This window comes from Peribacillus suis (assembly GCF_059384845.1).
Genome location: NZ_CM182019.1, coordinates 3,847,491 through 3,861,836 on the forward strand (window position 1 = coordinate 3,847,491; position 14,346 = coordinate 3,861,836).

Annotated in this window: 15 protein-coding genes and 1 tRNA gene; 2 read left to right on the top strand and 14 right to left on the bottom strand. The window is 42.1% G+C overall.

Annotation, left to right across the window (positions count from 1 at the left end; genetic code table 11):
- Positions 1–11: 11 nt before the first annotated feature.
- Positions 12–251 (top strand): YesK family protein, encoded by a 240-nt coding sequence (locus AC503W_RS18930; RefSeq protein WP_427685787.1) that lies wholly within the window; start codon positions 12–14, stop codon positions 249–251.
- Between the two features lie 122 nt (positions 252–373).
- Here the strand turns inward: AC503W_RS18930 and eno are convergent, their stop codons facing one another.
- From eno to AC503W_RS18975, 9 genes are all read right to left on the bottom strand, one after another.
- Positions 374–1,669, bottom strand: a complete 1,296-nt coding sequence (gene eno / locus AC503W_RS18935) for a phosphopyruvate hydratase (protein WP_427685789.1) — start codon at positions 1,667–1,669, stop codon at positions 374–376.
- 27 nt (positions 1,670–1,696) lie between these two features.
- A complete protein-coding gene (gene gpmI / locus AC503W_RS18940; protein ID WP_402954490.1) occupies positions 1,697–3,232 on the bottom strand; it encodes a 2,3-bisphosphoglycerate-independent phosphoglycerate mutase in 1,536 nt (511 codons plus the stop codon).
- The gene (gene tpiA, locus AC503W_RS18945) at positions 3,225–3,986 is read right to left on the bottom strand and encodes a triose-phosphate isomerase (RefSeq protein ID WP_402954493.1); all 762 of its coding nucleotides are present in this window, start codon (positions 3,984–3,986) and stop codon (positions 3,225–3,227) included. The genes gpmI and tpiA overlap by 8 nt, the downstream gene beginning before the upstream one ends.
- A gap of 47 nt (positions 3,987–4,033) precedes the next feature.
- On the bottom strand, positions 4,034–5,218 hold the full coding sequence (locus tag AC503W_RS18950; protein ID WP_494915411.1) for a phosphoglycerate kinase: 1,185 nt from the start codon (positions 5,216–5,218) through the stop codon (positions 4,034–4,036).
- A gap of 200 nt (positions 5,219–5,418) precedes the next feature.
- Positions 5,419–6,426, bottom strand: coding sequence for a type I glyceraldehyde-3-phosphate dehydrogenase (gene gap, locus AC503W_RS18955; protein WP_402870751.1), 1,008 nt, complete (start codon positions 6,424–6,426; stop codon positions 5,419–5,421).
- A gap of 35 nt (positions 6,427–6,461) precedes the next feature.
- Positions 6,462–7,496 carry a sugar-binding transcriptional regulator gene (locus AC503W_RS18960; RefSeq protein ID WP_402870748.1) on the bottom strand — a complete coding sequence of 345 codons (1,035 nt, stop codon included), beginning with the start codon at positions 7,494–7,496 and terminating at the stop codon, positions 6,462–6,464.
- Between the two features lie 138 nt (positions 7,497–7,634).
- A complete protein-coding gene (locus AC503W_RS18965; protein WP_402870745.1) occupies positions 7,635–7,877 on the bottom strand; it encodes a glutaredoxin family protein in 243 nt (80 codons plus the stop codon).
- Positions 7,878–7,892: 15 nt separating this feature from the next.
- Complete coding sequence (gene rpoN, locus AC503W_RS18970) at positions 7,893–9,230, bottom strand: RNA polymerase factor sigma-54 (RefSeq protein WP_494915413.1); 1,338 nt, start codon at positions 9,228–9,230, stop codon at positions 7,893–7,895.
- A 258-nt stretch (positions 9,231–9,488) separates the two neighbouring features.
- Positions 9,489–9,560, bottom strand: a tRNA-Arg gene (locus tag AC503W_RS18975).
- A gap of 289 nt (positions 9,561–9,849) precedes the next feature.
- Here AC503W_RS18975 and clpP point away from each other — a divergent pair.
- Entirely contained in the window at positions 9,850–10,455 is a 606-nt protein-coding gene (clpP, locus tag AC503W_RS18980) for an ATP-dependent Clp endopeptidase proteolytic subunit ClpP (protein ID WP_402870740.1), read from the top strand.
- A 76-nt stretch (positions 10,456–10,531) separates the two neighbouring features.
- Here clpP and AC503W_RS18985 read toward each other — a convergent pair whose 3' ends face one another.
- The 5 genes from AC503W_RS18985 to AC503W_RS19005 form a co-directional block, all read right to left on the bottom strand.
- Complete coding sequence (locus AC503W_RS18985) at positions 10,532–10,789, bottom strand: HPr family phosphocarrier protein (protein ID WP_402870738.1); 258 nt, start codon at positions 10,787–10,789, stop codon at positions 10,532–10,534.
- 24 nt (positions 10,790–10,813) lie between these two features.
- Positions 10,814–11,767 carry a DNA-binding protein WhiA gene (gene whiA, locus AC503W_RS18990; RefSeq protein ID WP_402870734.1) on the bottom strand — a complete coding sequence of 318 codons (954 nt, stop codon included), beginning with the start codon at positions 11,765–11,767 and terminating at the stop codon, positions 10,814–10,816.
- A 65-nt stretch (positions 11,768–11,832) separates the two neighbouring features.
- A complete protein-coding gene (locus AC503W_RS18995) occupies positions 11,833–12,813 on the bottom strand; it encodes a gluconeogenesis factor YvcK family protein (protein WP_402954508.1) in 981 nt (326 codons plus the stop codon).
- Positions 12,803–13,702: an RNase adapter RapZ gene (rapZ, locus tag AC503W_RS19000; protein WP_402954511.1), complete on the bottom strand. Its 900-nt coding sequence runs from the start codon at positions 13,700–13,702 to the stop codon at positions 12,803–12,805. The genes AC503W_RS18995 and rapZ overlap by 11 nt, the downstream gene beginning before the upstream one ends.
- A 43-nt stretch (positions 13,703–13,745) precedes the next feature.
- Positions 13,746–14,204, bottom strand: a complete 459-nt coding sequence (locus AC503W_RS19005) for an 8-oxo-dGTP diphosphatase (protein ID WP_402871330.1) — start codon at positions 14,202–14,204, stop codon at positions 13,746–13,748.
- Positions 14,205–14,346 lie beyond the last annotated feature (142 nt).

Below are 14,346 nucleotides of genomic sequence, written 5' to 3' on the forward strand. Positions count from 1 at the left end.
GAGTGGGTTTGATGATGATTGTTGGACCTTTAGGGGTTGCCCTTATACCTGGCATACTCATAGTATCGCTTGCGTGGTGGTTCAGTAAAAAAGACTATCCCCGTCTACTCAAGATGTTACCAGGAGGCTTAGGCATCATTTCGGCACTTATTCTATTTTATATTGGTTTCGTTCACATCAGAGGATTTGAAGGGGCCGCATATGGTTTACTTTCCTTTTTTCTCATACTATTTGCTTGTATTTCCTTCTAAATGGGTCAAAAAAGGAACCATACACGATAAGGAAAACCCTGAAAAAGGGGAAAGGCATGTAGATTATGTGACAGCAAAAAAAATAAGGCACCGCTTCTCGTCAGAAGCGGCGCCTTTTTTCATTATTTCTTCAAGTTATAGAAAGATTTCAAGCCACCATAGACAGCCAAGTCACCAAGTTGGTCTTCGATGCGAAGAAGTTGGTTGTACTTAGCAATACGATCCGTACGGGACATGGAACCTGTTTTGATTTGCCCTGCATTTGTCGCAACAGCGATGTCAGCGATCGTTGCATCCTCTGTTTCACCTGAACGGTGAGAAACGACTGCTGTATAACCAGCGCGTTTAGCCATTTCGATGGCATCGAACGTTTCAGTCAATGTACCGATTTGGTTTACTTTGATTAAGATGGAGTTGCCGATACCTTTTTCGATACCTTCAGCCAATTTTTTCGTGTTCGTAACGAATAAATCGTCACCAACCAATTGAACCTTTGTTCCAAGGCGTTCCGTTAGAAGCTTGTGACCCTCCCAGTCATTTTCGTCCAAGCCATCTTCGATAGAAAGGATTGGGAACTCATTCACTAGCTCTTCATAGAAAGCGACCATTTCTTCAGAAGTCACGCCATTGCGTCCTTCGCCAGCAAGGTCGTATTTGCCTGTTTCTTTGTTATAGAACTCAGAAGAAGCAACGTCCATACCAAGATAGATGTCTTCGCCAGCTTTGTAACCAGCTTTATCGATTGCTTCGATGATAACTTGAAGGGCTTCACGGTTTGAACCAAGGTTTGGCGCAAATCCACCTTCATCACCAACAGCTGTATTTAAGCCTTTAGATGAAAGAACCGATTTCAATGCATGGAATACTTCTGCACCCATACGGACGGCTTCTTTAAAGCTAGGAGCACCGACAGGAAGAATCATGAATTCTTGGAAGTCCACATTGTTGTCCGCATGTGATCCACCGTTAATGATGTTCATCATTGGAGTCGGAAGTTGTTTAGCATTGAATCCTCCAAGGTAGCGATACAATGGTAGTCCTGAGAATTCTGCTGCAGCATGGGCAGCGGCCATGGAAACACCAAGAATCGCATTAGCGCCCAGGTTCCCTTTGTTTTCTGTTCCATCTAATTCAATCATCGTTAAATCAAGACCAGCTTGATTGGTTACATCCAAGCCGATGACTGCTTCAGCAATGATATTATTTACGTTATCAACTGCTTTTTGTACCCCTTTGCCAAGGTAACGAGATTTATCTCCGTCACGAAGTTCAACCGCTTCGTGTTCTCCTGTTGATGCACCAGATGGCACGATCGCACGGCCAAAGTATCCTGACTCTGTTTGAATTTCTACTTCTACTGTTGGATTACCACGTGAATCTAGTACTTCGCGTGCATATACATGTTCGATATACGGCATTTAAATCTCTCCTTTTTTATTGCTGTTTTATTTAGATAATAGGGATTTACCCGTCATTTCGACAGGTTTTTCAACTCCAAGCAAATCAAGCATCGTTGGAGCCAAATCACCTAGAATTCCACCTGTTCTTAATGTTACCTGATTTTTTGTGACAATGACAGGTACAGGGTTTGTTGTATGTGCTGTCATTGGGTTCCCTTCAAGCGTCACGACTTCATCGGCATTTCCGTGATCGGCCGTGATGATGGCTGTACCGCCCTTTGCAACGATTAGGTCGACAATCTTACCAAGGCATTCATCGACGGTTTCAATCGCTTTAATAGTAGGCTCTAGCATCCCTGAGTGACCAACCATATCCGGATTGGCAAAATTCAAGAGAATCGCATCAAAGCGGTCCGCCTCAATTTGCTCCAGCAAAGCATCCGTCACTTCATAGGCACTCATTTCAGGTTGAAGATCGTATGTAGCAACCTTTGGAGAATTAATTAGGATTCTCTCTTCGCCAGGAAACTTCTCTTCACGGCCACCGCTCATGAAAAATGTCACGTGTGGATATTTTTCCGTTTCTGCGATACGAAGCTGTGTAAGATTGTTTTGAGAAAGTACTTCTCCTATTGTATTATCAAGATTTGTCGGCTTAAAAGCAACATATCCGTCAACAGTTTCCGAGAAATGTGTCAAACAGACAAAATGAAGGTGCTCAGGATGTCCCGGACCACGATCGAATGAACGGAAGTCCTTGTTCGTGAACGTATTGGATATTTGAATGGCACGGTCTGGACGGAAGTTATAGAAAATAACGGCGTCTTCGTCCTGTATTGTCGCTACAGGCTTACCATCTTCAGCGGTAATGACAGAAGGAATCACGAACTCATCGAAAATACCATGTTCATACGAATCATCCACACACTCCATTGCCGAACCGTATGCTGGTCCATCTCCGTATACCATGGAACGGTATGATTTCTCCACGCGCTCCCATCGTTTATCTCGGTCCATCGAGTAATAACGTCCGGAAATGGTAGCGAATTGTCCTACACCAATTTCCTTCATTTTGGCTTCGGCATCTTTAATATACCCTTTTGCCGTTTTCGGTCCGACATCTCGGCCATCCAAAAATGCATGAACAAATACATCTTTGACGCCTTCTTTTGCTGCCAGCTTCAGAAGGGCATATAAATGCTCAATATGACTGTGTACGCCACCATCTGAAAGTAAACCGAACAAGTGAAGGGCCGTACCCTTTTCCTTGGCATGGGTCATGGCATCAAGTAATGTTGGGTTTTCCGCGAATTCGCCTTCACGAATGGCAAGATTGACACGCGTCAAGCTTTGATAGACGATCCGCCCTGCCCCGATATTCAAGTGTCCTACTTCAGAATTCCCCATTTGACCCGCAGGTAGACCAACCGCTTCCCCACTTGCAGTTAAATGCGAGTGAGGATATTGTTCCCAAAATCGATCGAAATTAGGCTTTTTTGCATGATAAACTGCATTTCCCTCTTCTTCTTTCCGGCATCCAAAGCCGTCTAAGATGATAAGAGCGACAGGCGATTTACTCATATTGACCAGCCTCCAACAATTGTAAAAATGAATCGGGTTTCAAGCTTGCGCCACCAACCAAAGCACCATCGATATCTGGTTGAGCCATATATTCCTTGATGTTTTCAGGTTTCACACTACCACCATATTGAATGCGGACCGCTTCTGCCGCTTCTTTAGAAAACTTGTCAGCCACAACTGAACGGATATGGGCACACACTTCATTGGCATCCTCAGCAGATGATGACTTGCCAGTTCCGATGGCCCAAATTGGTTCATAGGCGATGACCGTTTGTTTCAATTGATCTTCAGTTAGACCGGCAAGGCCTTTTTCAATCTGCCCTCCAACGAAATCATTGGTTTCCCCAGCTTCCCTTTGCTCAAGTGTTTCCCCACAGCAAACGATAGGTGTCAGGTTATGTTTAAAAGCGGCATGCACTTTCTTATTCACGGCTTCATCCGTTTCATTAAACATTTCACGGCGTTCAGAATGACCAAGGATGACATAGGAAACGCCGATATCAGCAAGGGAAATCGGGCTGATTTCTCCAGTGAATGCGCCATTTTCTTCATAGTGCATATTTTGTGCACCAATCTTCACATCTGTTCCTTGTGCTGATTGAACAAGTTGATTCAAAAATAATGCCGGAGCACAGACTACCGAATCAATCTTATCCGCTTTTGGAATTAGTGTATTGACTTCTTCTAAAAACCCGGTCGCTTCTGATAATGTTTTATTCATTTTCCAGTTACCTGCAATAATCGGTTTTCTCATTCGTTCTCCATCCCTTCTAGAGTTGTTATTTTCTCGGATTGTCATTCTTACTTATCGTTCAAAGCCACGACGCCTGGTAATTCCTTACCTTCCATGAACTCAAGAGAGGCACCGCCACCCGTTGAAATATGGGACATCTTCTCGGCAAGACCGAACTTCTCCGCTGCTGCCGCTGAATCGCCGCCGCCCACGATGCTGTATGTATCTTTTGCATCCGCTAAGGCTTTTGCAACTGCTTTCGTTCCATTCGCAAATTTATCAAATTCAAAGACACCCATCGGTCCGTTCCAAATGACCAACTTAGATCCTTTAATGACATCTGCAAAAAGTTCACTTGTTTTAGGTCCAATATCAAGACTCATTTTATCACTTGGGATTGAATCGATATCGACAATTTCCGTTTCCGCATCAGGAGAAAATTCCGCTGTAACGACCGCATCGATCGGCAAGTGCATTTTGACGCCTTTTTCCTTCGCACTTTCAATGAATGACTTGGCCAGTTCGATTTTATCTTCTTCCAATAACGACGTGCCAACTTCATGGCCTTGGGCTTTAATAAAGGTATAACCCAATCCACCGCCAATTATCAAGTGATCCACTTTTTCTAAAAGATTTTCGATGACGCCGATTTTATCTTTCACTTTAGCTCCACCGATGATTGCGGTAAATGGACGATCAGGTTCGGATAATGCTTTTCCTAAAACGGAAAGTTCCTTTTCCATCAACAATCCGGCAACGGCTGGAAGATGGTGGGCAATTCCTTCTGTTGACGCATGGGCACGGTGAGCTGCCCCGAAAGCATCATTGACATAGACATCCGCAAGTTTCGCAAATTCCTTCGCCAATTCAGGATCATTCTTCTCTTCCCCAGGATAAAAGCGTACGTTTTCCAGCAATAGAAGCTCGCCATCCTTTAACCCTTCGATGATTGATTGTACGGCCTCTCCATATGCTTCATCAGCTCTCTGTACGTCTTTGCCGATCAGCTGGCTCAATCTTTCTGCAACAGGAGCTAAGCGTAATTCTTCTACAACTTGTCCCTTAGGACGACCAAGGTGACTGGCTAATATAACTTTTGCCCCTTGTTCGATTAAGTACGTGATAGTCGGTAATGCAGCCTTGATTCTCGTATCATCCGAAATCTTACCATCCTGCATCGGAACGTTGAAGTCCACTCGACAAAATACGCGTTTTCCTTTTAATTCAATATCTTTAATCGACTTTTTATTCATAATCCAAGAACCTCCTTAGATATGGTTACTATATTTTCCACTCTATTAGTAAAAAGGGAGTCAACGACTTTCCAACTCCCTTTTTCTCTTTTCCATTATAATCTGTAAACGGATAATTATCCAAAAACAAGCGTTTTTTATGCTGTTATAAAAAAAACCTCACCTTCGTGAGGTTTTTTACTATTTATAATTTAAGCGAATTACAGACCTTTTTTAGCAAGATATCCAATTAAGTCTACAACACGGTTAGAGTATCCTGTTTCATTATCATACCAAGATAATACTTTTACCATGTTACCTTCCATGACCATTGTAGAAAGCGCATCAATTGTAGAAGAAGATGGGTTTCCGTTATAGTCACCAGATACTAATGGAAGTTCACTGTATTCAAGAATACCTTTAAGTTCGCCTTCAGACGCTTTTTTGAACGCTGCATTTACTTCTTCAGCTGTCACGTCTTTTTCAAGCTCAGCCACTAAGTCCACTACAGACACGTTTGGTGTAGGTACACGCATTGCCATACCATTTAATTTTCCTTTTAACTCAGGAAGGACAAGCGCTACAGCTTTAGCTGCACCTGTTGTTGTCGGAATGATATTTTCAGCAGCTGCACGTGCACGGCGATAATCTTTATGAGGTAAATCTAGAATTTGTTGGTCATTTGTATATGAGTGAACAGTTGTCATCATTCCACGTTTAATACCAAATTGTTCTTGAAGGACTTTAGCAAAAGGAGCTAAGCAGTTTGTCGTACAAGATGCATTTGAAATAACGTGATGGTTTGCTGCGTCATATTTTTCTTCATTTACACCCATGACAATTGTAATATCTTCATCAGAGGCAGGAGCAGAGATGATGACTTTCTTCGCACCAGCTTCTAAATGTTTAGCTGCATCGGCACGTTTTGTAAAACGTCCTGTTGATTCAACAACAACTTCTACGCCAAGTTCGCCCCAACCTAATTGTGCTGGATCACGTTCAGCCAATACTTTGACTTTATGTCCATCAACTACCAGGTAATCCCCGTCCACTGTTACTTTCTCTTGTAGAGAACCATGAATGGAGTCATATTGTAGAAGGTGTGCCAACATATTAGCATCCGTTAAGTCGTTAATAGCGACGATGTCCACCTCTGGATTTTTTAATGCTGCGCGGAATACGTTACGTCCAATACGTCCAAAACCATTAATACCAACTTTTACTGTCATGAAAAATTCCTCCTCTTAAGTTCGAAAATATTTTATTAAAGGGTATGATATCCCTGAATTAACTCCATTGCTGCCGCCTCATCCGTAATCAAAACCGTGGATGAAGGAGCACCTTTCATATAGGAACGGATTGCCTTCGCTTTAGTCTTTCCACCAGCGACAGTTATCACTCGCTTTTCTGGGCTAAGATCCTCTAATTGAATGCCGACGGTCAAGACTTTGTGGACAACAGTTCCATCTTCATCGTAATAATAACCAAACGCTTCACCTACAGCATTTCCATCATGTAGCTTTTTTAACATATCAGGTGTTGTATTTCTTCGCTTAGCCATCGCTAAAGCATCACCGATACCATGGATAATCATATCTGCAGATTTAATTTTGGTGATGACCTCTTTCATGGCAGGCTCCTTCATGAAGGAAGCATACGACTCATCGCTCAGTTGATCGGGTACATACAATACCCGGTATGATGCGCGAGCTTTATGTGCCATTTTTTCTACAATCGTGTTTGCTTGGTTCTGCGTTGCTTCACCAAGACCCCCTCGGGCTGGAACAAATGTCAATTGCATCGATGCTTCATCTGGTGATAAAGAATTGGCTACTTCGGCCATTGTCGACCCGCCAGTAACCGCTATGGTGTTTTTCATGCTCCATTCCCGCTTCATACGGTTTGCACAGGCTTTACCTAAATCTTTTTTTACCCAAGGCGATTCATCACAGTTTCCTGAGACGATAATGACCTCGTCAACCTGTAGCATTTCCTGCAATTGCCGCTCCATAATGTCTATACCCATTACTTCTCGCATTATTCCTTCCAATTTTTCCAGGATTTCAATCCCTTCTTCAGAAAGCAACATGCCAGAACTAAATATATTTATGAGGTTCTGACCTTTTAGAAAATCAATTTCACTTCGAAGGGTCCGCTCCGTCAAATTAAGGCTAACAGCCAGACTTCGCCTTCCCACTGGTTGCAACATTTTGATATAACGCAGGATATCATACCTTTTTTGCATAACCGAAAGGAAATCGGGCAATAATTTTCTTTGTACTTCGAGTAATGTATGCATGTTAAAACTCCTAATAAATCTTTATGGACATATTATGTCCCACATAGTCATTTTTTGTCCCACTTAAAATAAAAAAATATTCCTGCTACATACTTTATTCTAGCAGGAACGGAATGTTTCTTCAAATCATTTGATAGTTTATTTTTCCAAAAAGCTGCGAATCGTTGATATATCAACATTTCCGTACTGAATGATTCTTCCATCCTTCTCAATGACTGGAATCATTAACCCGTACTTTTCTAGTAGCGCATCATCAGAATGAATATCGATTTCTGAATAATGCAGGTCGGATTCCCGTTTTAATTCATCCAGGACCCGTTTTGCCTTTACACATAGCGGGCATTGTTCCCTGCTATACAAAATGAATGTCTTCTTTTCCACCGTTACTCATCCTTTTCAATCATATCTTTTTCGTTTAGACGAAGAGGGAATGCCCAGTTGCTCCCGGTACTTCGCTACGGTTCGCCGTGCCAGGATGATTCCCTTCTCTTCTTTTAACCAAGTCACCAAATCTTGATCGGAAAGCGGCTTTTGCTTATTTTCGTTTTGAATGGCTGCCTGCAGATACTTTTTCGCCTGCATGCCTGACATATCTTCCACATGGCCGACCGACTGCAAGGACGTAGTGAAAAATATCCTCATTTCTAATGTACCAAAAGGTGTTTGAACATATTTCCCTTTGACAGCCCGACTTACGGTGGACTCATGAATACCGATTTCGTCCGCGATCTCCTTCATCGTCATTGGCTTTAAATAATTCAGCCCATGAAGAAAGCAGGCAGGCTGCTTTTCGACGATCGTTTGCATGACCTTTAGAATGGTTTCCTTACGCTGTTGGATTCCTTTTGAAATCCATTGAAACTCCTGCCACTTGTCCTGAATGAAACGCTGTATACCTTGATCTTTGTAACTCTTCATTTGGTTCAGATACCCTTTATCTACATGTAGATTCGGCGAATTCCCATCTGAATTTCCGACTAGCAGGATACCATCGATCGCTTCCACGACTACATCCGGTACAATATAGGAGGGCTTTTCCTGAAAAAAGAGTGACCCGGGCCTTGGGTTCAATGTCTGGACATAATCAAGCACTTGTTGTATTTCCTTCAAAGAGACACAAATCTTCTTACTTAAGTCTTTCCAGCGCTTTTCCACGAACTCAAGGAAATAGTTTTCAAGGATGGACTCCGCCAGTGGATTCACCCCTTCTGCTTTTGCCTGAAGAAGGAGGCACTCCTGCAGATTCCTTGCCCCTAGACCATGTGGCTCAAGCTCTTGTAACATTCCTAAGCTTTCTTCCAAAACGGCAGAAGACATACCGGGTTCACATATATCATCCAAATGAATCCGCAAATAACCATTTTCATCAAGGTTACGGATCAAGAACAATATAGCCTTTTGGTGTTCACCGGTTAGCTTTTGGTGATTTAATTGTGACATGACATGCTGTTCAAGTGAAAATGTGTCTTCACTCAATTGTTCAATCCAATAGTTCGAGTCATACGTGTTTTTTATATGTTGTTTTCCTTTTTTACGATCATAGGTAGGTTGAAATAAAGCGGAAACTGGTTGTTCCAGGGATATTAGAGGATTTTCCTCCACTTTGTTTTCTAAAAAGGATGTAAGCTCTTGTGTGGAATACTGCAACAATGTAATAGATTGCATTAATTCCTGGGTCATAGCCATTTTTAATGTTTGCTGTTGAAAAAGACCTGCCTTCATGTTCATACTCATCGATTCATCCCTCCCCCATTCCATTTTACATGATTAGGAGATAATTCTACACAAAAATTTGGAAACGCTTACTTTTTTCTGGAATGGTATAGTCGTATTTTATATAGCTTATGCTGAGGCAAAGCCCATCACGACTACTTTCCTGGAAATGACAAAGTTTCCTTGGAACAGATAAAAAATCGAGGATTTCAAACAAGAATCGAGTCTTTTTTCCATAAAAAAATCCCCTGCTTAATACATAAGCAGAAGATTTAGTAATGCCCTCGGCAGGAATCGAACCTGCATTTCAAGCTTCGGAGGCTTGCGTTCTATCCGTTGCACTACGAGGGCAGAATGGGAAGTTGGTTAACAACAGACTTAATTATATGATATAAACCGTTTGTTTGCAAGAGGCATTCAGGTTTAAAACCTTAATATATGGGTAGTATGGATAAAGTGGAAATTCATCCCTGAACGGCATAATTCAAATTAAATATAATTTGAAAGGAGCATTCATAGGAAATTGTCGAACGAATAATCAAATATCGGGTTTGTTTTGTTTGACCTTAATTGACCAAAAAGTGTATCATACATACATAAAGAATTTAAATGATTCTCTTAATCGAAGGAGGAAATGAACATGAATTTAATTCCTACAGTAATCGAACAAACAAGTCGTGGGGAGCGTGCCTACGATATTTATTCCCGTTTATTAAAGGACCGGATCATCATGCTTGGAAGTGCTATCGACGACAATGTATCCAATTCAATTGTCGCTCAATTACTATTCTTAGAAGCTGAAAATCCTGAAAAAGATATCACATTATACATCAACAGCCCAGGTGGAAGCATCACTTCCGGTATGGCTATCTATGATACGATGCAATATATCAAGCCTAATGTCTCTACTGTATGTATCGGTATGGCGGCTTCAATGGGTGCATTCCTATTGGCTGCTGGGGAAAAAGGAAAACGTTTTGCCCTTCCTAACAGTGAAGTCATGATTCACCAACCACTTGGAGGCGCACAAGGACAAGCAACGGAAATCGAGATTGCTGCCCGCCGTATCCTTCACTTGAAAGATAAATTGAACCAAATCTTAGCCGACCGTACTGGTCAACCTCTTGAAGTTCTTCAAAGAGATACAGAACGTGATAACTTCATGACTTCTGAGAGAGCTCTTGAATATGGCTTGATTGACAAAGTCATCACTCGTAGCCACCTTGATGAAAAGAAAGAATCTTAATACGAAATTGAACGGACTCCATTCGAGTCCGTTTTTTCTATAAAAAAAGGGATGCCGTGTAAGCATCCCATTTTTCTTATCCTTCTTGCTGTACGAATTCTACCAACGCTTCCATCGCATCTTGTTCGTCGCGACCGTCTACAATAAGCTTGATGGATACACCAGAACTAATGGCAAGGCTCATTAAACCCATGATGCTTTTTGCATTCACCTTTTTTCCTTCTTTTTCAAGGAAAACATCTGAATGAAAGCGGTTAGCCTCTTGAACGAAAAGAGCCGCCGGGCGGGCTTGTAAACCTGTCTTCAGTTTTACTTCTATTTGTTTTTCCACCATCTTGATCTCTCCATTTACACCTTATTATTTTTTCGCAGAAAAAGCTTCTCCCCCACGGAGTCTATCAGCTATTTCATCAATTTTTCGCAGTCTGTGATTAATGCCGGATTTGCTGATCGACCCACCAGAAACCATTTCACCCAGTTCCTTTAGGGTAATATCCTGAAAGGCGATCCGTAGCTCCGCGATTTCCCGTAACTTATCCGGCAAAATGCTTAGTCCCACCGTGTCTTCGATATAATGGATATTTTCAACTTGCCGCAGTGAAGCCCCAATCGTCTTATTCAAATTAGCAGTTTCACAATTTACGAGCCTATTGACGGAATTACGCATATCCCGGACAATTCGTACATCTTCAAATCTTAATAACGCTGAGTGCGCTCCAACAATGCTTAAGAACTCGGCAATTTTCTCGGCTTCTTTTAAATAAATGATATATCCCTTTTTTCGTTCAAGCGTCTTTGCCTTTAAATCAAACTTATTCATTAATTCACATAAGGCATCATTATGTTCTTTATAAAGAGAGAAAATTTCCAGGTGATAAGATGACGTTTCTGGATTATTGACCGAACCTCCAGCAAGGAAAGCACCTCTTATATACGAACGCTTACAGCATTTCTTCCCAACTATATTATCGGATATGTCATGGAGAATTTCAAATCCTTCTCCTAATATTTCTAAATCAGTCAAGATCCGCTGTCCTCCCGCTGACATCCTGACAATATACACGTTATTCTTTTTGAGTTTCATCTTCTTACGAACGAGCAATTCGACCTGGACCTCATAACTCTTTTTCAAAAGTGTATAGATCCTTCTGGCAATCGCCGCATTTTCCGTTTGTATATCCACGACAAGCTTACGATTCGAAAAGGAAAGGGATCCGTTCATCCGGATGAGCGCACACAACTCGGCTTTCACGCAACAATCCTTACTTTCCAACGTAGTCAGTTCTTTTTTTGTTTCCGAAGCAAAAGACATTCATTTCACCCCCAATTGAACATAGGTCATCTATTTTTTAGTCAAAAGACAGTCTCCACCTATATTTAAGGAGCTATATGACTTTCATGTATCAGCATATTATATAGTAAATCCGCCACCTTTTTGGTGTCATGGCGAATGACGTCCCCCTCAAAGCTGAAAATGTGCCCCTGTATGATTTCAAGGCCCATTCTTTTTAAACTCTCGACATCATACACAACCGGTTTTGCATACTCCGCATGATACCGTTGCTGAATTTCGGATGGTATTTCTTCAGCATTGACAAGAATGCGATCTATGTAGGCATTTCCCATGTGATCATATATCGCTTTTATATGGTCGCTCGCGCTATAATCCAGTGTCTCCCCTGCTTGGGTCATTAGATTGCAGATGTACACTTTCTTAGCTTTGGAGCGGGCGATTTCTTCTCCGATACCTGGAACAAGTAAATTAGGAAGGATGCTCGTGTATAAACTACCTGGACCAATCACAATCAGGTCGGCCTGCTTGATTGCCTGAATCGTTTCACTGAGCGGCTTTATGTGTTGAGGAGATAGAAATACTCTTTTTATCTTCTTGCCTGATAAGGGGATTTTCGACTCTCCCGTTACAATCGTTCCATCTTCCATTTCAGCATGAAGGACCACACTTTGGTTAGCAGCAGGAAGGACTTTGCCACGGACATTCAGGAACTTACTCATTTCCTGGATTGCATGGACAAAGTCCCCCGTCAATGAAGTCATGGCAGCAAGGATTAGATTCCCTAATGAATGACCGGACAATTCATTTTTACTTTGAAAACGGTGTTGAAACATCTGCTCGACAAGTGGCTCTACATCCGAGAGTGCCGCCAAGACATTACGGATATCACCTGGAGCAGGGATGTGCATATCTTCGCGGATACGACCGGAGCTTCCACCATCGTCAGCAACCGTCACGATTGCCGTTATATCTACTGGGTATTTCTTCAACCCCCTAAGTAGGACTGGAAGGCCCGTTCCCCCTCCAATGATCACTACTCTAGGCTGTTTCTCTTTATCTGGCATCTACTTTCCCCTTACTCTTTTCGATATCACGATGGGACACATGAACCGTATAGCTCTTTTGAAAAAAATTAGAAATGTATTCGGTCAAAGCTACAGAACGGTGCTGACCACCTGTACATCCAATCGCAATAACAAGCTGGGCTTTTCCTTCACGTTTATAATACGGAAGCATGAACGCAAGCAAATCCGTCAGCTTTTCTAGAAACTTTTGAGTCTCGCCCCATTTTAAAACGTAACTGGACACTTCCTTATCAAGGCCAGTCTTTGGTCTCATTTGATCGATATAGTATGGGTTAGGCAGAAAACGCACGTCAAACACAAGGTCCGCATCAATTGGCAAGCCATGTTTGAAACCGAAAGACATGACATTAACAGAAAATCCAACCTGTTTATCCTTTGAAAACTCAGACGCAATCTTTTCCCTTAATTCGCGTGGCTTCAGCTGGGACGTATTGAAAATTAACTGCGCCCGACCTTTTAATTCATCCAAAAGGTCCCGTTCCAATTTAATGCCCTCTAACGGCCGGTCCATCGGAGCTAATGGATGAGTCCTTCTCGTTTCTTTATATCGACGGACCAAAGCTTCATCATCCGCCTCAAGAAAGAGGATCCTAGGGGAGACCCATGATGTTTCCGTCAATTGATCCAAGGCAAGGAACAAGGAATCGAAAAATTCCCTCCCCCGTAAATCCATGACAAGGGCTACTTTATTCATCTTATTTCCAGAGTCTTTCATCAACTCCAAAAACTTTGGCAATAAAGCGGGCGGCAAATTATCGACGCAAAAAAAACCGAGGTCTTCAAAACTTTGAATAGCCACCGTCTTTCCTGCTCCTGACATTCCTGTTATGACGACCAACTGCGTATCATTCATCTGCCCATCACTCATTCTTTTCGCCCCCTGGAGTAGTAATTGCTTTTATAAATAATCATTAACCTGGATCAAGTCGATAGGAAAGTAACTTAAACTCGGGTGTATAGGTAAAGGTACCGTAGATTACTCCGCTTCCCTGAACCATATAATCTAGAATATGATAATCCCCTTCGGCCATGTCCAGTTTTTTAACATCTTCAATAGGGTGCCAAAATAGCTCGCCTTCTTCACACACATCCACATTGATGCCATCGGAATCAGTAGCAAAGAAAGTAAACATCATCCATTCGGATAATACTTTGTCTCCATCCTTCATAATAAAAGTGAAGATTCCTTTAATGGTGGGGTTTTTCAAGTAAACGCCCGTCTCTTCACGGTATTCCCTAATACAGGCATCCCGGATTGATTCACCAGGCTCCATCTTGCCGCCTGGGGCTACCCACCATCCACGTCTTGGTTTCTTTAATAAAAGGATCTTATTGTCCTTAACTAATACACAGTTTGTGACACGTTGCACGTTCTTCACCTCAAATTGGCCTATGCTCGACTATAGAAACTTCTCCTCTGACTTCCTTAGAGTATCCGTTCAATTCTTAAATCACCGCTAGACATCCATCTGGCGATTTACAAATGCTTATAGTACAAACAAGCTGTATTTT